Raw genomic sequence first — 24,223 nt, forward strand, 5'->3', positions numbered from 1 at the left:
GACACCGGACTGTGCCTCGACCACGTGCTCGCGGGTCGATGTGGAGCTGTTGGGCGCCTACGTGACGGCGAGCTGCAGATACTCGACCAGATGCTCGTGCGTCGGCGCCGAGCTGTCGGGGGTGAAGTGCAGGTAGCGCAGCCGCTTGCCGGTGCCCCGCAGCAGCCCGTGCGGATCCGGCAGGTCGGCGCCGTGCTCGAACCCGACCGACACCGAGTCGGCGCCCGGGAAGATGCCGGCCACATACCCCCGCTCGGGGTGATGGAAGCCCAGCCCGTGCCAGCCCTGGTAGATCCGCTCGGTCAACTCGGGCCGCGTGTCGAGGATGACACCCCGCAGGCGGCGGGCCAGCGCGGCGATGTCTGCGCAGTGCTCTTCGAGAAGTTGCTCGAGGCCCGAGGGCTCGGTGGCTATCATGCCGACACCTCACCACATGGGTACGACAATTCCAGCGACTTTTCCTACCAGTCGAACTCGGGTCCCCACGCCTCCCCACCGGGCAGGATCGCCCGGCCGGTGTAGACCCATTTCTGCAGCACGGCGTACCTGTGACCGCGCGGCGCGGTGGCGTCGAACGGCCCGCAATTGTGCTCCGGGGCGAAGTCGGTGAACATCAGTCCGGTGCACGAGTGGGGCCCGTCCACGACCTCGCCCGAGTTGACGTCGACGAGCGAGATCGACATGTCCGCCTGGATGCCGGGCAGGGCCTGGGCGTGCCCGACCATGCGGATGCCGCTCTCGCTGGTCTGATGGCACGGCTGCGCGAGCAGTGGATGACCGAGATCCCAGGTGTACTGCTCCGCACACTGCCAGGCACCCCAGACGATGGCCTCGACCGGCCCGGCCGAACGGGTCGGCGCACCTGCTCCGAGTCTCGATCCGCCGGGTGTACGACTACCGCCCGCCACCGGCCCACCACCCTGCTCCGGCTTCGCGGCCTGGCTCTCCGCGATCGCCGGCGGCGTCCCGGCCCGCTGGGTCGCGGTCCCGGCCCTCGGCTGGTGCGCGATCCGCCAGGCGGGCACCGCCACGACCACGAGCGCCGCGAGCGCGACCGCAAAAACTGTCATACGCGAGCGCAATGATGTCGGCGGTCGGGGCTTCGGCACCGGCGGGTCGAAGGAGGGCAGCTCATGGATCACGGGTTGGGGCGGCAGCGCCGGATCGTCGGCGGTGCGCTTGGCCACGACACGCAGCGCGTGCGCCAGTTCCTTCGCCGATGGGCGGCGGCCTGGGCGCTTGTCCATGCAGGTCTCCACGACCCGCCAGACCGCCTCCGGCATGCCCTCCACGCGCTGCGGCGACTCATCGACGTGCCGGCGCAGGATCGCCCAGGCCGGGCCGCCGGCGTAGGGCGGCCGTCCGGCGACGAGCTCGAACAGGACCACGCCGAGGGCGTAGACGTCGGCGGACGGTGCCGGCCGCCCGCCGTAGACGGCCTCGGGCGCGATGTAGTTCGCGGTGCCGACGAGCGCGCCCGGCGTGGTCATGCTCGGCGTGTCGAGCACCCGCGCGATGCCGAAGTCGGTGAGCCGGGTGTGTGGCTCGCCGCCGTCGCTGTCGAGCAGGATGTTGTCCGGCTTCAGGTCGCGGTGCACGATGCCGCGGCGGTGCGCGGCCGACAACGCGTCGGCGACCTGGGCGAGCAGCGTCGCCGCGGCGGCGGGCGCGAGGGTGCCCTGCTCGTGCAGGTGGTCACGGAGGCTGCCGCCGTCGACGAGGTCCATGACGAGGCCGAGCGACGTGCCGACCGTGACCAGGTCACGGACCCGCACGATGTGCGGGTGGCGCAACATGAGCAGGATCGCGCGCTCCTGGACGAAACGGCTGACCGCCTTCGGCTCCGCCATGAGGTCCTCGCGCAGCAGCTTGACCGCGACCTCGCCGTCGCCCTGCAGCGCCCTGGCCCGCCACACGGTGCCCGTGCCGCCGCCACCGATCGGCTCGATCAGCTGGTAGGCGTCACCGATGAGGTAACCGGTGAGGTCCTCGCTGAGCGACCGGAGACGGTCGTCCGTGTCGTCGCGCGCTTCGGGGGGAGTACGCATCGGGGTATTCGTACAGAATGCAAGATGAAGGTCACAACCGTTACCAGGCATTACTCCCCTCTTGGGGGACTCTTCGGGCGTCGGGGACCTTCACAACCGCCGATACATGATATGGAAGTCGACCAACCCGTGCCTCGTGCTGCGGAAACCGTCCGGGATGGTGCCGACGATGGTGAAGCCGAGCGAGTGCCAGAGCTTCACGGCGGTGGTGTTGGTGGAGACGACCGCGTTGAACTGCATCGCGGCGAAGCCGAGCTCGCGGGCCCGGTCCAGGCAGTGCTCGCCGAGCGCGCGGCCCACGCCACGGCCCCGCGCGCGGGTCGACACCATGAAGCTCGCGTTCGCCACGTGGTCGCCGAGCCGGCCCTTGTTGGGGCCCACCTTGTAGGTGCCGAGCACGTCACCGTCCTCGACCGCCACCCAGACCTCGAAGGGCGGCGGAAGCAGCCAGTGCGACCTCGCCTGCTGCTCGGTGGACGCGGGGTCGTTGTCATAACTCTCGCCGGCCGCGACGACCTCGTGCCAGACCTCCCAGAGCCCGTGCCCGTCCCCGCCGTGTCCGTGCTCGTCGACGCCCTGCTCACGACCGTGTTCGTCGCCGTGTCCGCTGCCGTTCCAGTCGGTGTCGACAAAGCGCCTGATCTCCACGCTGTTCATTCAACACGTCAGGTGGCAGGCTCTGCATTCGTGTTCGATGTGTTGAGCGACGCATTCAGCCGGCTGCCCGCACCTCCGCGTGAGGTCGTCATCGCCACCGCCGTGGTGGCGCTCCTGGCGGTCCTCCTGCGGCCGGCGTGGCGGGTGATGCGCAACTTCGTCACCATCGCGCACGAGGGCGGCCACGCCCTGGCGGCGGTGCTGAGCGGCCGGCGGCTCTCCGGGATCCGGCTGCACTCCGACACGTCGGGCCTGACGCTGTCGAAGGGCCGGCCCAACGGGCTGGGCATGGTGGTGACGGGGCTGGCCGGGTACATCACGCCGTCGCTGCTGGGACTCGGCGCCGCCGCGATCCTCGGCGCCGGTCGCATCACGGTGCTGCTCTGGCTGCTGCTGCTCCTGCTCGCCGCGATGCTCATCATGATCCGCAACGTCTACGGCGTGGTGTCGGTCGTCGTGGCCGGCGCGATCATCTTCGGCGTCTCGTGGTTCGGTTCGCCGCAGGTGCAGGGCGCGTTCGCGTATGCCTTCTCGTGGTTCATGCTGCTCGGCGGGGTCAGGGCCGTGTTCGAGCTGCAGCAGTCCCGGTTCCGGCGCCAGGCGCCCAACTCCGACGCGGATCAGATCGGGCGGCTGACGCGTGTGCCGGCGATCATCTACGTCGCGTTCTTCGTCGTCGTGTCGCTGGCCTCGCTGGCGTTCGGCACGCGGCTCATGCTGGGGCCGGTGTCGGACCTGATCTCCGGCTGAGCGGCCTGGCGCGTCGCCCGCCGCGCCAGGTCCGGTGGCTCACGCCCTGACCGGCCTGGCACGCCGCCCGCCGCGCCAGGTCCGGTAGCTCACGCCCTGACCGGCCTGGCACGTCGCCCGGCGTGCCAGGTCCGGTGGCTCACGCCGGGACTGACTTCCGGCCGAGCACCGCTTCGCCGACCCGGTGCGCCTCCTCGAGGTGCGGCCAGCCGGAGAGGATGAACTCGTCGACGCCCTCGTATTCGGCCAGGCGCTGCCGGATCTCCGCGGGGCTGCCCACCAGTGCGGTGCCGGCGCCCTCGCGGACCAGCCCGATGCCGGCCCACAGGTTGGGCGCGATGACCAGGCCGTCGGCCGTGCCCGCGTTGAGCGCCGTCATCCTGGCCTGCCCCACGGAGTCCATCCTGGCGAACCTCGCCTGCGCCACCGCGATCCGCGCCGGGTCCATGCCGCGCAGCAGCCGGTCGGCCTCGGCCCACGCCTGGTCGGCGTCGTCGCGGACGATGACGTGCACCCGCAGCCCGAAGCGGAGCGTACGGCCGTACGCCGCGGCCTTGGCCCGCATCCGCGCGACCCGCTCCGCGATCGCGGCCGGTGGCTCGCCCCACATCAGGTAGACGTCTGCGTGCCGGGCCGCCACGTCCTCGGCGGCCGGTGACGCGCCGCCGAAGTAGATGGGCGGGACGTCGGCGAGCGGGGTACCGAGGCCGCCGCATTCGACGTGGTAGTAGTCGCCGTGGAAGTCGAACCGTTCACCCTTCCACGTGTTGCGAAGGACCTGGAGATACTCGGCGGTGCGGGCATACCGGCCGTCGTGCTCGACGAAGTCGCCATATGCCCGCTGCTCCTGCTGGTCACCGCCGGTGACGACGTTGAGGGCGAGCCGGCCACCGGAGATCCACTGGAACGCCTCCGCCTGCTGGGCGAGCAGCGTCGGCAGCGTGAACCCGGCCCGGAACGCGACGAGCATCCGCAGTGTGGTCGTGTGCTGTGCGATCGCGGTACACATGACGAGCGGATCCAGGCAGCCCGCGCCGACGGGCGTCAGCACCGAGGCGAACCCCGCCTCCTCGGCCGCTCTGGCCACCTCCGACAGGTACGCGACCGTGGGTGTCCGCACGTGCGCGGCGGCACCTGCGGCGACCGTCGCCGCGCCGACCTGATCACCGTCTCCGGTCGTCGGCAGGAACCAGTGGAACGTCGTCATGCCGCCACCATACCTACTGAAACGGTCTGTTTCACAGACAGTCCGCCGAGACTGGGAAATGTGGCGCCGATCGATTAGAATGTGTGTACGAAAGTCGCTCTTGAGCTGGGGTTCTTGAGCCGGTTTCGTTGGCTGGGAGGAGAGCGCAAGTGACCGTGTCCACCGTCACCCCGGGGTCCGTTCCGTATGCGACCCTGTTGAGTTTCACGCGCTATGTCGGCCGCACCGGCCCGCGCAAGGCGAGCTTCGTGGGCGGCCTGCGCCGTCAACGTGAGTCGGGCTCCGGCTTCAACCCGCACGGCCAGCTCGTCAAGGCGCTGAAGGCCGACATCCGGTTCCGGACCGGCGGCACCTACCTCAACGCGGTCGTCGATCAGGTCAACTCGCGGTGGCGCCCGCTGTATGAGTCCGTCGTCCCCGGCGCGCTGCGCTACATCGAGTCGCTCGGCGACCTGTCGCAGGTGGAGATCACCCCGACCCGCGACGCCCTCGGCATGCTGGGCAACCTCCCCGTCAAGATCAACCCGCACTTCGGCCTGCGGTATGCGGACGGTCACGGCGAGGCGGTCCGGCTGCACTTCGACGAGGACCCGCCGCAGAACGAGGCGGCGGTCGCCACCCTGCACCTGATGACCCGCCACATGGACCTCGTCCTGCCCAACGCCACCCCCGTCCTCGTCGACCTCCGCCGCGGCGACGTCCTGCGCCCCGACCCGGGCCTCAAGCAGGGCGATGTCGAGCGCTGGCTCGCCGGCGAGGCGGCCGCCTTCGCCGCGATGTGGGGCACCACCGCCTGACCCGACCTGACCCGCACGACGCGGACGAGGCGCGCCACCCCTCTGGCGCGCCTCGTCCGCCCACGCCCACGACTTCGGGCTGCTTCGGGGCTTCCGGGCGGCACCCGGGCGACTTCGGGCCGCTCCCGGGGCGCTTCCGGGGCGCTCCAGGCGGTCTACGGGCTCCCGGGCGACTTCCGGCCGCCTGCAGGGCCCGCGCGGGCGGCATCCCGTCTGCCTGCGGGCTTCCCGGCGGCATCCGGCCGTCTGCGGGGCTCGCGCAGGCGGCATCCGGGCTGCCTGCGGGCTCCCGGGCGGCATCCGGCACCCGAGCGACTTCGGGCCGCTCCCGGGACGCTTCCGGGGTGCTTCCGGGGCGCTTCCGGGCGGTCTGCGGACTCCCGGGCGGCATCCGGTCGCCTGCAGGGCTCGCACAGACGGCATCCGGGCTTCCTGCTGGCATCCGGGCGGCATCCGGGCTCCTGGGCTACATCCGGGCGCTCCCGGGTGACTTCGGGCCGCTCCGGGGCGGCGTTTGGGCTCCCCGGGCTTATCCGGGCTTATCCGGGCTTATCCGGGTGCATCAGAGCGAATTAAGACCGCTCCCGGACCGCTTCGGACAACTTCGGGCCATTTCAGAGCTGATTCGGGTCAATTCGGCCGCTTCGAATGAGTTCGGGATGCTTCTGGGCGACTTCGGGCGTCGGACTGCGGTTTGCGGACGGTCATGGCGAGGCGGCTTCGGGCGGCATCCGTGGGGCGCGGCTCTGGGAGATCCGGCTCCGGGACGCGGCATTCAAGAGCCTGCACCTTGGGGTCGATGCCATCGACGTGAACGGGGGCACGGACAAGGCACTCCTCCATCGCGGGCAGGACCACATCCGGCGCCGCAGAGCGTTCCATGCCTTGCCGGCGGATCCACGTCGACACTCGGCTGCGCGACCACGAGCGCGATGCGCACCGACCGACGCCGACGCAGATCGAGTCGTTCCAAGGCCGTCCGGGCGACCAGCCCGCGACTTCGATCTGCGAGAGGTTGGTCAACGTGGCGATCGTCCTCCCCGAGGAGCCTGCGGCAGTGGCTTCCGCACGGCTGTCTCGCGGGCGCGCGAACGGGGCGGCCCCGTCCGCGGCGTCGTTGCGGTGCTGGTGCTCGACGTCCGCACTCGCATGATCCATCGATCTTGGGACTACCTGGTTCCTCATGATCCGGAAGGCTTCGCACACCCCTGGGTACCCAAGGTCTTCTGGATCATGGGTTAGGGGTGGCGTCACGCGGGGGAGGTCAACGACGGTTCGGGGGTGCAGAGCGGTGCGATCTCCGCTGCCGGTAGCGGCCGGGCGAAGTAGAAGCCCTGAGCCAGCCGGTACCCCAGCTCCAACAAACGCGACGCCTGCTCAGCTGTCTCGACGCCCTCCGCCACCGCCTCCAGCCGCAGTGCCTGGGCGATCTCGCTGATCGAGGTGGCGATCGCCTCCTGTTCGACCGTGCCCGTGACGCCGTCGACGAAGGACTTGTCGACCTTCAGGACGTCCACCGGGCAGGTGCGCAGCAGGCCGAGCGAGGAGTGCCCGGTGCCGAAGTCGTCGAGGGCGATCTTCACCCCGAGCGCGTGCAGGGCACGGACGGTGTCCAGGGCGCGGCCACCGCCGAAGACCGCGGTCTCGGTGATCTCGATGGTGAGGCGGGCGGGGTCGAGGCCGGTGTCGGCGAGGGTGTCGGCGACGACGCCGACGAAGGCCGGCTCGAGCAGCTGCCGGGCGGAGGCGTTGACGCTGATCTTCCATGGCGCGCGGTCGCCCAGCGATGACGCCCACTGGGCGCCCTGGGTGCACGCCTGGCGCAGGATCCAGGCGCCGATGGGCACGATGAGGCCGGTGCGTTCGGCGACGGGGATGAAGGTGACGGGTGAGACGAGGCCGCGGGTGGGGTGGCGCCAGCGGATGAGGGCCTCGACGCCGCGGACGTCGCCGTCGGGGAGGCCGACGATGGGCTGGTAGAGGACGAACAGCTCGTCGCGGTCGAGGGCCTGGCTGAGCTCGGCGGCGATCTGGGCGTGCTCGACCGCGTGGGCGTCGAGCTCCGGGCCGTACTCGACCCAGCGGCTCTTGCCGAGCTCCTTGGCCGCGTACATGGCCATGTCGGCGCGGCGCAGCAGGTCGCTGGCGTCGCAGTCGGCGGTGTGCCGGGCCACGCCGATGCTCGCCTGGATGAGCAGCTCGTAGCCGGCGGCGCGGACGGGGGCGGCGAGGGCGTCGATGAAGGCCTCGGCGATGCGGGCGCTCTCGGCGACGCTGCTGGAGGGCAGGAGGACCGCGAACTCGTCGCCGCCGAGGCGGGCGACCGTGTCGCCGGGGCGGACGCTGGCGCGGAGCCGCTCGCTGACCTCGATGAGGAGGGCGTCGCCGACGGCGTGGCCGAGGCGGTCGTTGATGGCCTTGAAGTCGTCGAGGTCGACGAGCGCGAGGGCCAGCCCGGCGGCGGAGCTTCGCCGACGATCCGGAGAGGTTCCGCTGGAGGACTGGGCGACCCGGACGGCCTGGGTGGTGGCCGTGTTGAACAGGGCCCGGTTGGCGAGGCCGGTGAGCGCGTCGTGGGACGCCTGGTAGCTGAGCTGGTCCTGGTAGCGGCGGGCCTCGGTGATGTCACGGGCGTTGCTGACGATGCCGCGGACGCTGGGGTCGTGCAGGAGGTTGCTGCTGACCACCTCGAACCAGCGCCAGTCGCCGTCGGCGTGGCGCACCCGCACCTGCTGGGTGACGGTGCCGGCGGGCGTGGGGGCCAGCCGGCGGGCCTCGACCAGGTCGTCGGGGTGGACGCGGTCGCTGAGGGTGGCGCCGAGGATCTCCTCGACCGAGAGGCCCAGGAAGCGCAGCAGGCTCGGGCTGGCGTACGTGACCCGCCCCGCGGCGTCGGTGATGGCGAAGATGTCCGCGGAGTTCTGCACGAGGGAGCGGAAGCGGCGTTCGTGCCGGCGCAGCTCCAGCATGCTGGCGTCGACGCGGGCGAGCAGGGTGCTGTTCTCGTAGAAGGAGATGAGCTGGCGGGCGACGACGAGCAGGGTGAGCAGGACGGAGCCGCCGACCAGGACGCGGGTGTGGCGCTGGTCGGGGCCGATGCCGGCCAGGACGAAGCCGTCGGCGACGATGACCGCCAGGTACGGCAGCAGGCTGAACGGCCGCGACGGTGCCCGTGGGGTCGCCACCCGCACCACGGCGAACCGCTGCACGAGGGCGGCGAGGGTGATGCCGGCGGCGCAGACCGGGATCGACAGGTGGCAGTCGTTGAGGTACGGCCGGGACTCCAGCAACGGCGCGATCGCGCCGAGGGCGGCGCCGGCGATGACGGTGCCGCCGAGGACCCACAGCGCGGTCCGGTCGAGCCCGCCGGTGCCCGCGAGGGCGACCTTGGCGACCGCGAGGAGGCCCGCGAACAGCAGCACCACCACGCCGAAGATGGCCCACGCGGTGCCGGTGACCCGGGCCAGCTCAACCGAGCCGCGGGCGGCGAAGAACCAGGTCATGAGGCTCACGGCGCAGACCACGACGGCGAGGTCGAGCCCGAACGTGATGAGCCGGCGGCGGACCGGCAGCCGCAGCAGGGCCCAGACGAGGACGAGGACGGCACCCAGGTACAGGGTCATGGTGAAGCTGCTGGAGCGCTGCGTCGGCGCGCCCGGGCCGACGAGGGAGTCCACGGCGCTGCTGAGGACGCCGCCGAGCAGGATGAGCATGATGATGCCCAGGTGCCGCCAGAAGCGGCCGGCGGGGCCGGCGAGGCGGGCGGTGCGGAAGCACACGGCGGCGGCGAGGCCCGCGCTGAGCGGCACGGGAATCCAGCCGATCGCGGGGTGGACGATCACGTGCGGCCACTGCGCGGCGAGCCAGGCGGTGCTCAGCACCGCGAGGATCACGGCGCCGCGCAGCGCAGGGTGCGACCGCACCGACCGCACATCGACCGACATTGACAGCGCCCTCCACCCGCTCGGACGTGCTGGACATTCGGCCACCCACCGCCAGATCTGAGAGATTCCAGAATAATGTCCAAATTGTCCGATCCTCAGATACCGCGAAGCGACTTGATCTATGGGTAGCCGGACGGTCACACATCGACGGTTCCCGGTGCTAGGTTGACCGCAGCGTGCTTCCTCATCCTTGCGCTGCGTAGCGGCCTCGCCGCCGAGAAGGGAACTCGATGACCGAGGGCCGGCACCACCGGCGTCGCGACGTCGAACACACGGAGGACGGGATCTACTTCCCGCCGCCGCGTGAGGTGCCACGCTCACGGACAGCGCCGCAGGTCCAAGCGGTCGCCCCCTCCCCCTGGGCACCGACCGCACCGGACCGGCCGGCGCCGCAGCTCCCACCGGCCCCTCCACCCGCGGCGTCACCGCCCGCACGTGAGCCGACTCCACGGCAGCCAGGCGGCGACACCCACCCCCCGGAGGCACCGGTCTACTACGCGCGCGCGTCCGACTGGACCGTCCGCCCCTCCCCCTGGGCGACGGTCAAGGACGACGAGTTCGCGGACGAGGACACGTACGCACCGGCGGAGGACCAGCCCCCACCTCCGCCGGTGCGAGCCCCACCGCAGAAGACCAGAACAACAAAGGCGGCCACGGTACCGGCAGCGCCCGCACAAAAGCCGAAACGGCGCCAACCGGTGCCCAGGGAAACAACCGCCCCGGCCCGGATGCCCGATCTCGCCGTCACGCCGGCCTCCCCGACCGTGCCAGCGCCCGCGGCAAAACAGGCCGCGCCGAGACAGGCCACGCCGCGACAGGCCACGCCAAAACAGGCCACGCCAAAACAGGGCGCGCCGACTTCCGCGTCCTCCCAGGTGAGCAGCGCGACGGCCTGGTGGATCGCGGCCGGCGTGATCATCGTCGCGCTCGCGGTCGCCGCCGGCATCCTCGTCGGCCTCAGCCTGGCCCAGCGCGATGGCCAAGAACCCCCTGGCGGCAACCAGCCCCGGTCGACGTCACCAGCAGGCTGAAATCACCAGGTGCATTTGCCGCAAAGAGGGTAGAGACGCCGCGTTGCCATCTGGACGCGATTTGGGGGAAGAGTCCATGAGTGGACCGATCGTGGGCAAGCGTCGCCTTCGAGCCGAGTTGCGACGGCTCCGGCGGGAGCGTGAGCTCACCCAGGACCTGGTGGCCGCCGAAATGGAGTGGTCACTGTCGAAACTGATCCGGATCGAGAACGGCACCGTCGCCATCTCGGTCAGCGACCTGCGCAGCCTCCTGGCCTACTACCGGCTGCACGACACCCAGCTGGTCGACGACCTGCTGGAGCTGGCCCGGGCGGCGAAGCGGCGGATGTGGTGGGACGAGTACCGTGCCGCCCTGCCCGGCTCGCTGCTCACCTACGTGGGCTTCGAGGCGGAGGCGGTCTTCGTCGGCGGCTTCGAGCCGATGCAGTTCCCCGAGCTGATGCAGACCCGGCGGTACGCGACCGCGACGACCGCCGAGCAGAAGGCCGGCGATCACGAGCAGCGCGTCGAGTTCCGGCTGCGGCGGCAGAGCGAGCTGTTCGAGCGGGAGACGCCATCACGGTTCCAGGCGCTGATCGACGAGTCGGTGCTGCGCCGGTTGCCGATGCACGACGACGACTCCGTCCTCGTCGACCAGATCGAGCACGCGATCGAGTTCGCCCAGCGGCCGTACACGGACGTGCGGATCGTGCCGTTCAACGCCGGTCACCACGTCGGGTGGGAGGGCGCGTTCACGGTCCTCGAGTTCGGCGCCGACGACGGGATCCTGCACAAGGGCGGGCAGCTGCTCGAGGAGCCGGAGCTGATCACCGCGTACACCGAGGGGCTGCGTGCGCTGGCCGGGATGGCCCTGCCGCATGAGGCCTCGATCGACCTCATGCGGCAGGTGGCCGCCGAACTGAAACGGGGATGATCAGGCGGGCGGGTGGAAGAGCACCCCGTTGCCGCTGACCAGCACCGGCTGGTTGTTCGCGTACTGGTAGGCGACGGTCCCGGCGGAGTTCTCGATCCCGACGGTGGCGTTGCTGCCCTGCTCGAACGCGTTGTCGAGGTCCTTGTACGCGAACGCGATGTCGCCGTTCTCGTAGAAGACCGCCTCGAACGTGAGGCGACGCGACAGGTTGCCGTAGAGGTACACGTTGCGCCACTCGATGACGTAGGCCCGGTTCGGCGCCGCACCGGTGGTCGCGGTGCGGACGCTGGACTGGCCGTCCACGACGAGGTCCGACCAGAACGGGTAGACCGTCGCGTTCGGCGCGGCCGTGGTCGGCAGCGTCGTGTGATCGGCGTTGGCCGCGCCGGGGTTGACGAAGCTCGCCTTGCCGTTGGTGTCGACCCAGACGGAGGTGTACGAGGTGCCGTACAACTTCACCGGGAACGGCGTGGTGAGCTGGACGATGTTGTCGTCCCCGGTGAGGGTCAACGGCGTGTCACCGTCGATGAACGCCCGGGTGCCGTCGGCGCAGGTGTAGCCGAACGCGTCGGCCCCCTGCGTCAGCGCCAGGTTGACGGTGGTGCTGCCGGCGGCGACGGTCACCGGGGCCGAGGCCCCACCGCCACCGCACTGCCCGCCCGAGCCGACCGAGGCGGTCACCGTGTAGGCGCCGGCGGCCACGTTGGTGAACGTGTACGTGCCGTTCGCGGCGGTCGTCTTCGACGCCCCGCCTGGGGTCAGCGTCACCGTCGCGCCGGCCACCGGCGCGCCGGTGCCCTGGTTGGTCACGGTGCCGGTGACGGTGCCGGTCACGGGCGGCGGTTCCTCCCCGCCACCGGGCGCCTTGAACAGCACACCCATGCCGTTCTGCAGCGCCGAGGTGTTGTTGGAGTACTGGATGCCGACGGTGCCGGCGGCGTTCTCGATGCCGACCGTCGAGGACGCGCCCGCCTCGGCGGTGTTGTCGATCCCCGAGTAGTTGGTGACGACGTCGCCGTTCTCGTACAGGATCGCCTCGGCGTTGATCCGCCGGGACGTGAACCCGTACTGGTAGGCGTTGCGCCACTCGACCACGAACTGCCGGTTGGGCGCGGAGCCGATCGTGGCGGTCCGCACGCTCGCGGAGCCGTCGACGACGAGGTCGGTCCAGTACGCGTACACCGACGAGTTCGGCGTGGCCGTCGACGGGATCGGGCCGTGCGCCGTGGTGGAGGCGCCCTGGTTGGCGAAGCTCAGCCGGCCGTTGGTGTCGACCCAGGCCGAGTTGTACGTCGTGCCGTAGAACTTGAAGCCGAACGGCAGCGAGATCTGGCCGAGGTTGTCGTCACCGGTGAGCGGCAGCACGGTGCCGTCGGCCGGCACGAACGCCCGCGGCGCCGCCGAGCAGACGTAGCCGAACGTGTCCACGCACGAGGACGTGTACGAGGCCGTGTAGGTGGTGTCGGTCGCCGGCGCGGTGATGACGTGCGTCTGCGCCCCGCTGTCGGACCAGGTGCTGAACGCGGCCGGCACGTTGTTGACCAGCTGCGGCGTCGGCGCGCTGACCGTGTTGGTCGAGCCCTGGATGACGGTGCGGGTGAACGGCGCGGTCTGGCTCGTCGCGCCGACCGTCAGGTTCAGCCCGGCCGGGTTGCTGACGAACGTCAGGTCGACCGTCTTCGGCTGCACGTTGACGCTGGTGGTGCTGGTCAGCCCGCCCGAGTCGGTCGCCGTCATCCGGAACTCCAGATACGACGGGTACTCGTGGTCGGGTGCGGTGAGCGTCCCGCCGGCGACGCCGTTGAACGTCTGCATCGGGTGCTCGTGGCACACGCCCGGCGAGGAGCAGTGGTGCAGGATGGTCGTCCAGCTCAGCGCGGACGCGGGCAGGGTGCCCTGCTGCGGGTCGGTGGCGTGGCCGGTGAAGCTGATCTGGTTGCCGACCGCCCAGGTGAACGAGGACGCCGGCGAGTCGATGATCGCGGTCGGCGCGTCGTTGCCGGCCGTGATCGTCACCGTCTTGTCGTTGGTGACGCCGAGCGTGTCGGTGACCCGCAGCCTGGCCGTGTACGTCCCGGGCGTGGTGTACGTGTAGCTCGCGACGGCAGTGGTCGCCTCGTAGGTGCCGTCGTTGGTGAAGTCCCACTGGTACTTGAGCAGGCCCTGGTCGGCCGGGTCGGCGTCGGAGGACGTCGAACCGTCGAAGGTCACCGCGAGCGGCGTGCCGCCGGAGGTGCGGTTGGTGGTGATCGCCGCGACGGGCGGCTGGTTGCCGGCGTAGTACCGGATCCGGCGCACGGTGCCGGTGTTGTTACCACCACTGCCGATGTCCACGTAGTACAGCTCGCTGCCGGGGCCGATGGCCAGGTCGACCGGGTTGGCGGCGCCCGCAGCGAACGTGATGATGTTCGACGTGGACGGCAGCCCGCCGGCGGTCGCCGGCATCATCGCCCAGATGCAGTCGCGGCTGAAGTCGGAGAAGAACATCGCGCCGCGGTAGGCGGCCGGGTAGGGGCCGCTGTCCGGGTAGAAGGCCACGCCGGAGGACGAGGAACTGCCGCTGGGGCAGCTCTCGCCGGCGACGACCTTCGAGCCGTGGTTCCAGGAGTAGTACGGCTGGACGTTCGGCACCGCCGGGGTCGCGCCGTACATCGGCTCGCACAGGTTCAGGTTGGCGCCGTCGTAGCCGCCCTGCGGGCTCGGGCCCTCGATGCACGGCCAGCCGTAGTTGCCGATGGTGCTGGCGACCGGGTTCTGCAGCCGGTTGATCTCCTCGTAGGTGTTCCAGCCGACCTCGCCGCTCCACACCTCACTGGTGCCGGGCTTGATGGTGAACCGGAACGGGTTGCGCATGCCGTAGGCCACGATCCGGCGGGCGTTGGCGTCCGCCGAGCCGAAGTTGGGGTTGGTCGGCAGCGCGGCGCCGGTCGCCGGGTCGATCCGGATGATGGTCCCGTTGAGCCCGGTCGGGTCGGCGGTGGTGCGGATGTCCTGCGCGCGCAGGGCGCCACCCTCGGCGGTGGGCGGGCTCAGCGAGGTGCCGGCGGCCGACGGCGGGTCGCCGCACGGGTTGGAGAACTGGCCGTAGTCGGTGGCGTTGAAGCTGGCGCCGTCACCGGAGGAGGCGTAGAGCGCGCCGTCGGCACCGAAGTGCAGGTCGCCGATCGAGTGGCTGGGGTACTGCTGGCACCAGTCGGTGATCAGCACCTGCTCGGCGCCGGTCATCTGGTTGCCGTTGGCCTGCAGCCGCGAGAGCCGGCCGGTGACGATGCAGGTGCCGTTGTTCGCGTCGGCACAGACGTCGTTCCACTTCGGCGCGGTGCCGCCGGGCAGCGCGTCGTAGGAGTACAGGACGTAGACCCACGGGTTGGTCGGGAAGCCCGGCGCCAGGGCCATGCCGAGCAGACCCCGGTCCCACTGGTCGTGGACGTTGGTGCGCAGGTCGGCGAAGACGTCCGGGGTGGGGTCCGCGAGGCTGTCGAAGACCTTGATGAGCCCGCTCTTCTCGGCGACGAAGACGCGGCCGTCAGGCGAGAACTCGATGTTGGTCGGGTTGGTCAGCCCGCTGTACACGACCTGCTCCTGGAAGCCGGTCGGCAGCGTCGCCGCGGCGGCCTCGGGCGCGCTGGTCAACGGGACGAACACGCTCGCCGTGAGCACGGCGGCGAGGAAGGCGCGCACGGTACGTCGACGTATCGACATGAACCGTCCTCTCCTGATGGGGTGGGCAGAGAGGCGGGCGGGGATCCCGCTGAAATTGCGCCAGCCTACCGAGCGGTAGGGCGTGAAGAAGTGTCGCGTTACCGACCACGCACACCCCGACCCGCCGCGAATCGGGCCAGTTCCGGACAAAGATCGACAGAAAACGACCCGTTCGGCCAATCAGCCGAACGGGTCGTCCCCAGGTCCCTACGCGTCCTGCGGCAGGGTCTACAGCTTCTCGTAGCAGGGCTTGTCGAGCTTGTAGTCCTTCGCGACCGAGCCGGTGAAGTAGTCCTTCTCCAGCTTGATGTCGTTGGGGCCACCGGCCCCGACGGTCGGGTTGTAGATGAGCGACTGGCGGAAGATGCCGTCCGCGCCACCGGCGTAGTTGCCGGCGCCGTCGGGCAGCATGCCCTCGTAGTCGACCTTGGTGAGCGACTTGGCGGCCTTGAGCAGGCCGGCCCGCGTCAGGTCACCGTCGGCCTGGGCCTTCTTCAGGGCGGCGAGCAGCGGATACGACCAGACCCAGCCGGACGTGTAGCCGTCGTTCGGCGTGACGGACGAGCCGAGCGCCTCCCGCATGGCCTTGTGCCCGGGGGTGTCGGACGCCCACGACTTCCACGGCGAGGACTGCAGGTAGAGCGCCTTCAACGCGGGTGCCGCGGCGGTGGCCAGGAGGCCCTGGTTCCACGACGGGCTGGTGCCGATGAACTTGCCGGTGAAGCCGCGCTGGGCGGCGCCACCGACGATCGCGGCCGCGTCCGCCGGTCCGGTGGTCAGGATGACCAGGTCCGGCTTCTGCTGCACGATCGCGCCGACCGCGCCGGCCTGCTTGTCGGTGCCGGAGTCGGTCTTCACGTTGATGAACGTCATGCCCAGCTTCTCCGCGGCGATCTTCGCCCCGGCCGCGGCGTCGTCGCCGTAGTCGCCGGCGAGGTGCACCGCCATGACGGTCTTGGGCTTGAAGGTCTCGTTGGCGTAGTCGACGGCGTTCATCGACTCGATGCAGTAGTTGGCGCCGGACTCGAGGATGTTGTCCTCGAACGCGTACGCCGAGGTCCAGGCGGCCGGGGCGGCGATGATGTTGTTGGTCTTCATGTCGGGCAGGATCGCCGCCGTGGTCGGCGAGCCGAGGCTCTGGGCGAGGGCGAGGACCTTGCCCTTCATCTCCTGGTAGGCCTCGTTGTGCGTCTGCGGGTTGTACTTGTTGTCGCGGACGTAGGTCTCCGCGTCGATGTCATAGCCGCCGATGCCGCCCTGGGCGTTGACCCGCTTCCAGAACGCCTTCTGCGCGTCGGTGATCGGCACGGCGAGGACGTGGAAGGGGCCGACCGTCAGGTCGGAGATGATGCCGAGGTAGATGCAGCCCCGGTCCTTGTGCTCGGACTTGGGACACGGCTCCTTGGTGATACCGACGTCGGACTTGGCGCCCGATGCCCCCTTGTCCGTGCTGTCCGCGCCGCGGCATCCGGCGAGTGCGCCGGCAGTGAGCACCGCGGCGAGGGCAAACATGCCCAACCTCTTCATTGAGGGGCTCCTTTACGGGGTCAGTACGAGAACGGCCAGGCTTTCCAGTAGTTGCGGAGCCGGATCCAGATGCCGAACAGCCCGCGTGGCTCGAAGATCAGGAACACGATGATCAACACGCCGTAGAGGACGGTCTCGAGCTGGTAGGCGTTCGGGGACTCCGCGGGTGAGTTGCTGATGAACGGCAGGAACGACGGGACCTCCCGGATCAGCCGCGGCAGGAGCGTGATCAGGAAGGCGCCCAGGACGGCGCCGCTGACCGTGCCCGCACCGCCGATGAGGATCATCGCGATGTACTGCACCGACAGCAGCAGGTTGAAGGTCGTCGGGTCGAAGTAGCCGATCCCGACGTAGAGCAGCGCACCGGCGCAGCCGGCGTAGAACGACGACACCCCGAAGGCGATCGTCTTGTACCTGGCCAGGTTCACGCCCATCACGCCGGCCGCGATGTCGCGGTCCCGGATGGCGGTGAAGGCCCGGCCCACTCGCGAGCGCGCCAGGTTGCGCGCCGCGAGAGCCGCGATGACGAGCAGCACGAGCATCAGCAGGTACAGCTTCTGATCTCTCGTGAGGAAGGCGTCGCCCGTGTTGAGGTCGTAGCCCAGCAGGGTCGGCGCCGGGGGCTGCCGGCCGATGCCGGGCCCACCGGTCAGCGACGACCACTCGTTGATCACGTGGCCGCCGATGAAGACCAGGCCGAGCGTGACGATCGCCAGGTACAGACCGCGCAACCTGGTCGCGAGCGGCGCCACCAGGACACCGGCGAGCGCGGCGACGACTCCGGCGGCGGGCAGCCAGATCAGGATCTCCCTGACCCCGAACCCGATGGTCCGCGCGTCGGGGTCACCGGCGATGGCCGCCGCCGTGTAGGCGCCGATGGCGAGGAAGAACGCGTGCCCGAGCGACACCTGCCCGGCGTAGCCGGTGACGATGTTGAGCCCGATCGCGCCGATGGCGGTGACGCAGGCCAGCCCGATGAGCTGCAGCAGCTGGTCCTCGACCAGCCACGGCAGCGCGACGCCGACCGCGAGCAGGATGCCGACCGCCACCTTCTTCGAGGTGGTGTCGAGCAGCGCCAGCTCCTGGTTGTAGGAGGTGCGCAGCAGTGGACGGTTTCTCATACCCTTTCGACCTCCCGGGTGCCGAACAGGCCGTAGGGGCGCACGAGCAGGACCAGGAACATCACCACGTAGGGCGTGACGACCGAGATGTTGCCGCCGAGCCACGGCAGCGAGCCCTGATACGTGGCGGTGAGCTCCTGCACGGTGCCGACGGCCAGGCCGCCGATGACGGCGCCGGGCAGGGAGTCGAGACCGCCGAGGATGATCACCGGCAGCGCCGTCAGCGCGATCAGCCACAGCGACTCGCTGACGCTGCCGCCGACCGCGGCGAACGTGCCGGCGACCGCGGCGAGCGCGCCGGCCAGGGCCCACGACAGCGCGAACACCGCGCCGACGCTGACGCCCTGGGCGAGTGCCGCCTCCTGGTCGTAGGACGCCGCCCGCATCGCCAGGCCGGTCCTGGTGTAGCGGAAGAACACGAACAGCAGGGCGATGAGCACTGCGGTGGTGAGGACCATCGCCACGTGCCGCTGCTCGACCTGGACCCCGCCGGGCAGCTTCCACACCTTCAGGCCCCACGGGTCGCCGACCTGCCGCACGTCCAGGCCGATGGCGGCGTTGACGACGACCCGGACCGCGATGTCGATGCCGAGCGTGATGATCGCGACGGTGAAGACCGGCCGGCCGATCATCGGCCGGACCGCGAGCCGCTCGACGCCCAGCGCCAGGCCGCCGGTGAGCACCGCGGCCGCGGCCAGCCCGAGGAAGAAGCCGAGCGGACCGACCAGGTAGGTCACCAGGACCGCGCCGGCCAGCATGAACGCCGGCTGGGCGAAGGAGATGACCCGGGTGGCCTTGTAGATGATCACGAACCCGAGGCCCAGCAGCGCGTAGACGCTGCCCGTGCCGATGCCGCGCAGGACGCTCTCGACGAAGTCCTTCACACTTTGCTCCCGTACATGTCGTCGACGAGCGCCTCGAAGGTGGTCGCGACGGCGCTGCGCCGCACCTTCTGCGTCGCGGTGAGCTCACCGTCTTCGTGGTCGAGCTCCTTGGGCAGCATCCGGAAGGTCTTGACCTGCTCGACCGGGTTGTGGCCGGCGTTGACCGCGTCGACGACCCCTTGGACCAGGGCCACGACCTCGGGCTTGCCGGACAGGTCGCGATACGTGGTGTAGCCGATGCCGCGCCGCTGCGCCCACTCCCCGACGGTGTCGAGCTCGATGCCGATGAGCGCGGTCAGGAACGCGCGCCGGTCGCCGATGACGATCGCCTCCTTGACGAACGGCGAGGCCTTCAACGCGTTCTCGATCTCGCTCGGGGCGACGTTCTTGCCACCGGCCGTGATGATGATGTCCTTCGAGCGATCGGTGATCTTCAGGTGCGTGCCGTCCAGCAGCACCCCGACGTCGCCGGTGCGCAGCCAGCCGTCCGGCGTCATCGCCTCCGCGGTCGCCGCCTGGTTGCGGAAGTAGCCGGCGAACGTGCCCGGGTGTCGGGTCTGGATCTCCCCGTCGTCGGCGATGCGGATCTCGACCCCGCTGTGCGCCTCGCCGACGGTGCCGAGCCGCACCCGGCCGGGACGGTTGGCGGTGCTGATCGCGGTGTTCTCGGTCATGCCGTAGACCTCGTACATCGGCACCCCGATGCCCATGAAGAACCGCAGCACGTCCGGGGCGATCGGGGCGGCGCCGCTGGCCGCGTACCGGACCCGGCGCACCCCGATGCGCTCCTTCAGCGCCCGGTAGCACAGCAGCCAGCCGATCGCGTAGCGCAGGCGGCTGCCGGTGGTGTGCCGGCCGCCGTTGGCCTCCAGGGTGGCGCCGATCCGGTCCGCGACGCGCAGCCACAGCCGCGCGTTGGAGCGTTTGATCAGCGACGCCCCGGCCAGCCGGATCGTGACGCCGGCCATCATCTTCTCCCAGATGCGGGGCACCCCGAACAGGATCGTCGGCTGCACCTCGCGCAGGTCGGCCTGCACCGTCGCGATCGACTCCCCGAAGTGGACGGTGACGCCGGCGGCCGCGTTGAACCAGACGGTGAAGACCCGCTCCGCGACGTGGCACAGCGGCAGGTACGACAGGGTCAGGTCGCGCGGTCCCGGCGGCGGGTCGGAGAAGCCGCCGCCCTCGATCAGGACCCGGATCGCGAAGTCCACGTTGTCGACGGTGAGCATCGCGCCCTTGGGCCGTCCCGTGGTGCCGGACGTGTAGATGAGCGTCGCGACGTCGTCGCCGCTCGACCGCAGTTCGATCGCTTCCGCGTCCTCGTGGGACGCGAGCAGGTCGCTCCACGAGATCAGCTTCGGGTGCTGGTACCGGCCGCGGATGCCCCTGGGCTCCAGGTAGACGATCCACTCCAGGTCCGGGCAGTCGTCCAGGACGGCCAGGGCCTTGTCGACCTGTTCCTGATCCTCGGCGAAGAGGATCCGCGCGCCGGAGTCGGCGAGCATGTGACGCACTTCATCGGGTGGGTTGGTCGGGTACAGCCCGACGGTCGCCGCCCGCACCGCGACGGTCGCCACGTCGACGAAGAGCCACTCGGAGCGGTTCTCCGACTGGATCGCGACGCGGTCGCCGGGCTGGACACCGAGCGACCGCAGCGCCCGGGCGACCGTCTCCGCGGTGCGCCAGTAGTCCCGCCAGGTGATCTCGCGCCAGATGCCGCGGTGCTTCTCCCGCATCGCGACCGCGTCCGGTGTCCGCTCGGCGTGTTGTCTGACCAGGTCGGCGATCGTCATGCCGCCTCCACCTCCCCCAGGTAGGCGCGCAGGACGTCCGGGTTGTGCTGCACCTCGGCCGGGGTGCCGGTGGCGACCGGCACCCCGAAGTCAACGACCATGACCCGGTCGGCGAGGTCCATCACGAGGCCCATGTCGTGTTCGACGAGGATCATCGGGATGCCGAGCTCCTCGCGGACGTCGAGGATGAAGCGGGCCATGTCCTCGGTCTCCTCCAGGTTCATCCCGGCGACCGGCTCGTCCAGCAGCAGCAGCTTCGGCTCCATGGCGAGGGCGCGGCCGAGCTCGACGCGCTTCTGCACGCCGTAGGGCAGCAGCCCCACCGGGAGCCGGCGCCACTGCGCGAGCTCCAGGAAGTCGACGATGTCCTCGACCACGGCCCGGTTGGCGATCTCCTCGCGCCGGGCGCGGCCGAGCCACGCGATGGCCGCCAGGGTGCCGTAGCGGATGTGGTGGTGCCGGCCGAGCATGAGGTTCTCCAGCACGGTCAGGTGCTGGAACAGCTCGACGTTCTGGAAGGTGCGGGCCACGCCCAGCTTGGCGACCTTGTCCGGGCGCAGGCCGGTGAGGTCGGTGCCGTCGAGGGTCACCCTGCCGTGCTGTGGCCGGTACACACCGGAGATCACATTGAAGATCGACGTCTTCCCGGCCCCGTTCGGGCCGATGACGGCGAACAACTCGTCCTTGGCGACGGTGAACGAAACACCGTCGATGGCTTTGACGCCGGCGAAGCTGAGCCGGACGTCTTCGAAACGCAGCACGGCGACTCCCTCTGTGTTTCCGACAGCGCTACGACGTTCTGGCGGCGCTACGACGTTGCTCGTAGCGCTACGACGTTGCTCGCAGCGCTACGACAGCCAGCGCTTGCGGCGCTTGTAGTGCTTGACGTCGCGGAAGGACCGCTCGGCCCGCCCGAGGTAGAACTCGCGGATGTCGTCGTCGGCGAGCAGTTCGGCGGCGGGTTTGTCGAGCACGACCTTGCCCGTCTCCAGCACGTATCCGTGCTCGGCGATGGACAGCGCCATGGTCGCGTTCTGCTCGACCAGCAGCACGCCGGTGCCGGCCCGGTTGATCTGCACGATCAGGTCGCGGACCTGCTCGACCAGGCGCGGCGCGAGGCCGAGGCTGGGCTCGTCGAGCAGCAGGTACGCCGGGTCGGACATGAGCGCCCGCCCCATCGCCAACATCTGCTGCTCGCCGCCGGAGAGGTAACCGGCCACGCTGCCGCGCCGCTGGGCGAGGACGGGGAAGAGCCCGTACATGCGCTCGAGCGCCTCCGCCCGCCCCTTCGGGCGGGTGTGGGCGCCGAGCCGCAGGTTCTCCTCGACGGTCAGCTCGGCGAACGTCCTGCGCCCCTCCATCACCTGCGTCACGCCGCGGCGGACCACCGCGGCCGGGCGCAGCCGGTGGATCGGCTTCTCGTCGAGCGTGACGGCGCCCTTGGTGATGGCCCCGTCGTGGACGCCGAGTAGGCCCGACAGGGCTCGCAGCAGCGTGGTCTTGCCCGCACCGTTCGCGCCGAGCAGCGCGACGATCCGTCCTGGTGGCACCTGCAGGCTGACGCCGCGAAGCACCAGCATCACGTCGTCGTAGACGACCTCGAGGTTCTGGACACGCAACATCGGTGACGCTCCTCCGGGGGTGTTCGGAGTGGGCGAACTATGTGCATCGACGGTGAATAAAGTTACGTGTATTTAACCGGGTATCAGAGCAGAATCAAGCCCCAATTGTGTGTCCGTCAACACCATCTTCCGTGTTGCATCACCGTCCGATGTGGACCGACAACTCGCCGTGATACGGACTTATGGGGTAATAGATATAGAACAACGCGCGTGGGTTTCGCTTCTTTGTTGATCACGTTAAGTTAGGTCCTGGCCTGCTCGGCAGTCCGTCGCCCAGCCCGGGTGGCGCCGGGCAAGCGCCGCCGAATCGAGCGCCGTCCGGCGCTGTGCGAGCCGGGGACCCAGGTCCCTCGGGGTGAATCCGCGAAGCAGCGGTAGGGCGCACTCTTCCCGCCCGAACCCGTCAGCTAACCCGGTAGGCGGTCGGTGAAGAAGGGTCATCCCTTGTCCGCTGGACACCGCGCCAGACGATCCCTGCTGCGCACCCTGATCATCGGGGCCGTGTCGCTGGCCGTCGTGGCACCCACCAGTGTCGCCAAGGCCGAACCCACCCTCGCCGAGATCGAAGCCCAGCTCGAGAAGGCGGGCAACGATCTCGAAGACCTGGTCGAGGCCTTCAACAAGATCAATGAGGAGCTGGCCGCCACCCAGGCGTCCGCCGCGACCCTCCAGACCAAGCTCCAGCCCCTCGCGGACAGCATGGCCGCGGCCAACGCCAACGTCGACGTCATCGCCATCGCCGCCTTCAAGGGCTCCGGTCCGCTGCAGAGCCTCAACGTCGTGCTCAACGCACAGTCGTCGGACACGCTGATCGACCAGCTCACCACGCTGCAGCAGATCGGCAAGCACCAGCAGCACGAGATCGCCGACTACACGGCGGCCAAGACCAAGCTGGACGACGAGAAGAAGAAGATCGACGAGACGCTCGCCGCGGAGAACGCGCAGAAGGCGGAGCTCGAGACCAAGAAGAAGAAGATCGAGGGCGACGTCAAGAAGCTCGAAACCCTCCGCCGCCAGGCCACCGCGGCCGGCAGCACCGGTTCCACCGGCGTCAAGGTCACGCTCGGCGCCGAGTGCACCAGCCCGGCCAACGCGGCCGTCGCGTTCGCCTGTGCCCAGCTCGGCGAGCCCTACAAGTGGGGCGCCGCCGGACCGAACAGCTGGGACTGCTCGGGCCTGACCATGGGCGCGTGGAAGGCGGCCGGCATCACGCTGCCGCACAACGCCGCCCAGCAGTGGAGCAAGACCACGCACGTCTCACGGTCCGCGCTCTCCCCCGGCGACCTGGCCTTCTTCCGCGGCCTGGGGCACGTCGGCATCTACATCGGCAACGGCAAGATGATCCATGCCCCGACCACGGGGCGGAACGTCGAGGTCCAGTCGGTGGACGGCCGCAGCGACACGTACGGATACGGCCGACCACACAAGTAACCCCTGGTGAACCACGCAGAGAGGCCATGCCCGCAAGATGGGGCATGGCCTCTTGGGATCCCGGGCAGTACGCCCGCTTCGCCGACGAACGCGCCCGCCCCTTCCACGAGCTGGTGGGGCGCATCCCGACCACGGCCCCGGTCGCGGTCGTCGACCTCGGCTGCGGCCCCGGCACCCTGACCGCGACCCTCGCCACCCGCTACCCGGACGCGGCGGTGCTCGGCATCGACTCGTCCCCGCAGATGCTCGCCGCGGCGGCGCCCCTGGCCACGCCGCAGCTGTCCTTCCAGCTCGGCGACATCGCCGGGTGGCGCCCGCAGCGCGGCTCGGTGGACGTCATCGTCGCCAACGCCTCCCTGCAGTGGGTCCCCGACCACGCGGCGCTGCTGCCGGTCCTCGCCGCGGGCCTCGACGACGGCGGCACCCTCGCGTTCCAGGTCCCGACCGGCGGCCCGATCCTCGACGCCGACATCCTGGACCCCGGCGTCCCCGGCCCGCGCGGCGCGACGCCGGTGCGGGAACCCGCCTGGTATGTCCGGACCCTCGCGGCGCTCGGCCTGACCGTGGACGCGTGGGAGACGACCTACTTCCACGTCCTGCCGGGCGATGACCCGGTCCTGGAGTGGTTCAGCGGCACCGGGCTGCGCCCGTACCTCGACGCGCTGTCCGGCGCCGAGCTCGACGACTTCCGCGCCCGCGTCGCCGCGCGGCTGCGGGACCGGTACCCCCGGGAGCCGTTCGGCACGATCCTGCCGTTTCCGCGGCTGTTCGTGGTGGCGCACCGGCCCTGAGG

18 protein-coding genes and 1 riboswitch are annotated in these 24,223 nt (G+C 70.3%); of the genes, 6 read left to right on the top strand and 12 right to left on the bottom strand.

Annotated elements, in window-relative coordinates; translation table 11 throughout:
• Positions 1 to 57: 57 nt before the first annotated feature.
• From Dsi01nite_RS20925 to Dsi01nite_RS20935, 3 genes are all read right to left on the bottom strand, one after another.
• The gene (locus Dsi01nite_RS20925) at positions 58 to 417 is read right to left on the bottom strand and encodes a DUF1801 domain-containing protein (protein ID WP_203847898.1); all 360 of its coding nucleotides are present in this window, start codon (positions 415 to 417) and stop codon (positions 58 to 60) included.
• 44 nt (positions 418 to 461) lie between these two features.
• Positions 462 to 2,048, bottom strand: coding sequence for a serine/threonine-protein kinase (locus tag Dsi01nite_RS20930; RefSeq protein ID WP_203847899.1), 1,587 nt, complete (start codon positions 2,046 to 2,048; stop codon positions 462 to 464).
• Between the two features lie 90 nt (positions 2,049 to 2,138).
• Positions 2,139 to 2,696, bottom strand: coding sequence for a GNAT family N-acetyltransferase (locus tag Dsi01nite_RS20935; RefSeq protein ID WP_239136051.1), 558 nt, complete (start codon positions 2,694 to 2,696; stop codon positions 2,139 to 2,141).
• Between the two features lie 39 nt (positions 2,697 to 2,735).
• Here Dsi01nite_RS20935 and Dsi01nite_RS20940 point away from each other — a divergent pair, with 39 nt between their 5' ends.
• Positions 2,736 to 3,455 carry a M50 family metallopeptidase gene (locus Dsi01nite_RS20940; protein WP_203847901.1) on the top strand — a complete coding sequence of 240 codons (720 nt, stop codon included), beginning with the start codon at positions 2,736 to 2,738 and terminating at the stop codon, positions 3,453 to 3,455.
• 139 nt (positions 3,456 to 3,594) lie between these two features.
• Here Dsi01nite_RS20940 and Dsi01nite_RS20945 read toward each other — a convergent pair whose 3' ends face one another.
• Positions 3,595 to 4,662 carry an LLM class flavin-dependent oxidoreductase gene (locus Dsi01nite_RS20945; protein ID WP_203847902.1) on the bottom strand — a complete coding sequence of 356 codons (1,068 nt, stop codon included), beginning with the start codon at positions 4,660 to 4,662 and terminating at the stop codon, positions 3,595 to 3,597.
• Between the two features lie 149 nt (positions 4,663 to 4,811).
• On the opposite strand from Dsi01nite_RS20945, the gene Dsi01nite_RS20950 reads away from it, so the two are divergent.
• Entirely contained in the window at positions 4,812 to 5,459 is a 648-nt protein-coding gene (locus tag Dsi01nite_RS20950) for a hypothetical protein (protein WP_203847903.1), read from the top strand.
• Positions 5,460 to 6,709: 1,250 nt separating this feature from the next.
• Here Dsi01nite_RS20950 and Dsi01nite_RS20955 read toward each other — a convergent pair.
• Positions 6,710 to 9,382, bottom strand: a complete 2,673-nt coding sequence (locus Dsi01nite_RS20955; protein ID WP_203847904.1) for a putative bifunctional diguanylate cyclase/phosphodiesterase — start codon at positions 9,380 to 9,382, stop codon at positions 6,710 to 6,712.
• A 749-nt stretch (positions 9,383 to 10,131) separates the two neighbouring features.
• On the opposite strand from Dsi01nite_RS20955, the gene Dsi01nite_RS20960 reads away from it, so the two are divergent.
• Both Dsi01nite_RS20960 and Dsi01nite_RS20965 read left to right on the top strand, forming a co-directional pair.
• Entirely contained in the window at positions 10,132 to 10,434 is a 303-nt protein-coding gene (locus tag Dsi01nite_RS20960) for a hypothetical protein (protein WP_203847905.1), read from the top strand.
• A 76-nt stretch (positions 10,435 to 10,510) separates the two neighbouring features.
• Positions 10,511 to 11,347, top strand: coding sequence for a DUF5753 domain-containing protein (locus Dsi01nite_RS20965; protein WP_203847906.1), 837 nt, complete (start codon positions 10,511 to 10,513; stop codon positions 11,345 to 11,347).
• Here Dsi01nite_RS20965 and Dsi01nite_RS20970 read toward each other — a convergent pair whose 3' ends face one another.
• The 7 genes from Dsi01nite_RS20970 to Dsi01nite_RS21000 form a co-directional block, all read right to left on the bottom strand.
• On the bottom strand, positions 11,348 to 15,049 hold the full coding sequence (locus tag Dsi01nite_RS20970; RefSeq protein ID WP_203847907.1) for an NIDO-like domain-containing protein: 3,702 nt from the start codon (positions 15,047 to 15,049) through the stop codon (positions 11,348 to 11,350). It lies immediately after the preceding gene.
• Positions 15,050 to 15,277: 228 nt separating this feature from the next.
• On the bottom strand, positions 15,278 to 16,576 hold the full coding sequence (locus tag Dsi01nite_RS20975; RefSeq protein ID WP_203847908.1) for an ABC transporter substrate-binding protein: 1,299 nt from the start codon (positions 16,574 to 16,576) through the stop codon (positions 15,278 to 15,280).
• A gap of 20 nt (positions 16,577 to 16,596) precedes the next feature.
• Positions 16,597 to 17,697 carry a branched-chain amino acid ABC transporter permease gene (locus tag Dsi01nite_RS20980; protein WP_203847909.1) on the bottom strand — a complete coding sequence of 367 codons (1,101 nt, stop codon included), beginning with the start codon at positions 17,695 to 17,697 and terminating at the stop codon, positions 16,597 to 16,599.
• Positions 17,694 to 18,581, bottom strand: coding sequence for a branched-chain amino acid ABC transporter permease (locus Dsi01nite_RS20985; protein ID WP_203847910.1), 888 nt, complete (start codon positions 18,579 to 18,581; stop codon positions 17,694 to 17,696). The genes Dsi01nite_RS20980 and Dsi01nite_RS20985 overlap by 4 nt, the downstream gene beginning before the upstream one ends.
• A complete protein-coding gene (locus Dsi01nite_RS20990) occupies positions 18,578 to 20,377 on the bottom strand; it encodes an AMP-dependent synthetase/ligase (RefSeq protein ID WP_203847911.1) in 1,800 nt (599 codons plus the stop codon). The genes Dsi01nite_RS20985 and Dsi01nite_RS20990 overlap by 4 nt, the downstream gene beginning before the upstream one ends.
• The gene (locus tag Dsi01nite_RS20995; RefSeq protein ID WP_203847912.1) at positions 20,374 to 21,138 is read right to left on the bottom strand and encodes an ABC transporter ATP-binding protein; all 765 of its coding nucleotides are present in this window, start codon (positions 21,136 to 21,138) and stop codon (positions 20,374 to 20,376) included. The genes Dsi01nite_RS20990 and Dsi01nite_RS20995 overlap by 4 nt, the downstream gene beginning before the upstream one ends.
• Before the next feature lie 87 nt (positions 21,139 to 21,225).
• Positions 21,226 to 21,999: an ABC transporter ATP-binding protein gene (locus Dsi01nite_RS21000; protein ID WP_203847913.1), complete on the bottom strand. Its 774-nt coding sequence runs from the start codon at positions 21,997 to 21,999 to the stop codon at positions 21,226 to 21,228.
• 290 nt (positions 22,000 to 22,289) lie between these two features.
• Positions 22,290 to 22,436: riboswitch (cyclic di-AMP (ydaO/yuaA leader) on the top strand.
• A 7-nt stretch (positions 22,437 to 22,443) separates the two neighbouring features.
• Between Dsi01nite_RS21000 and Dsi01nite_RS21005 the strand changes: the two genes are divergently transcribed.
• Both Dsi01nite_RS21005 and Dsi01nite_RS21010 read left to right on the top strand, forming a co-directional pair.
• Positions 22,444 to 23,430 (top strand): C40 family peptidase, encoded by a 987-nt coding sequence (locus Dsi01nite_RS21005; RefSeq protein ID WP_203847914.1) that lies wholly within the window; start codon positions 22,444 to 22,446, stop codon positions 23,428 to 23,430.
• Between the two features lie 44 nt (positions 23,431 to 23,474).
• Positions 23,475 to 24,221, top strand: coding sequence for a methyltransferase domain-containing protein (locus Dsi01nite_RS21010; RefSeq protein WP_203847915.1), 747 nt, complete (start codon positions 23,475 to 23,477; stop codon positions 24,219 to 24,221).
• Positions 24,222 to 24,223: the final 2 nt, after the last annotated feature.

Origin of the sequence: Dactylosporangium siamense (genome assembly GCF_016862795.1) — a bacterium.
In the GTDB taxonomy this organism is placed as follows: Bacteria; Actinomycetota; Actinomycetes; order Mycobacteriales; family Micromonosporaceae; genus Dactylosporangium; species Dactylosporangium siamense.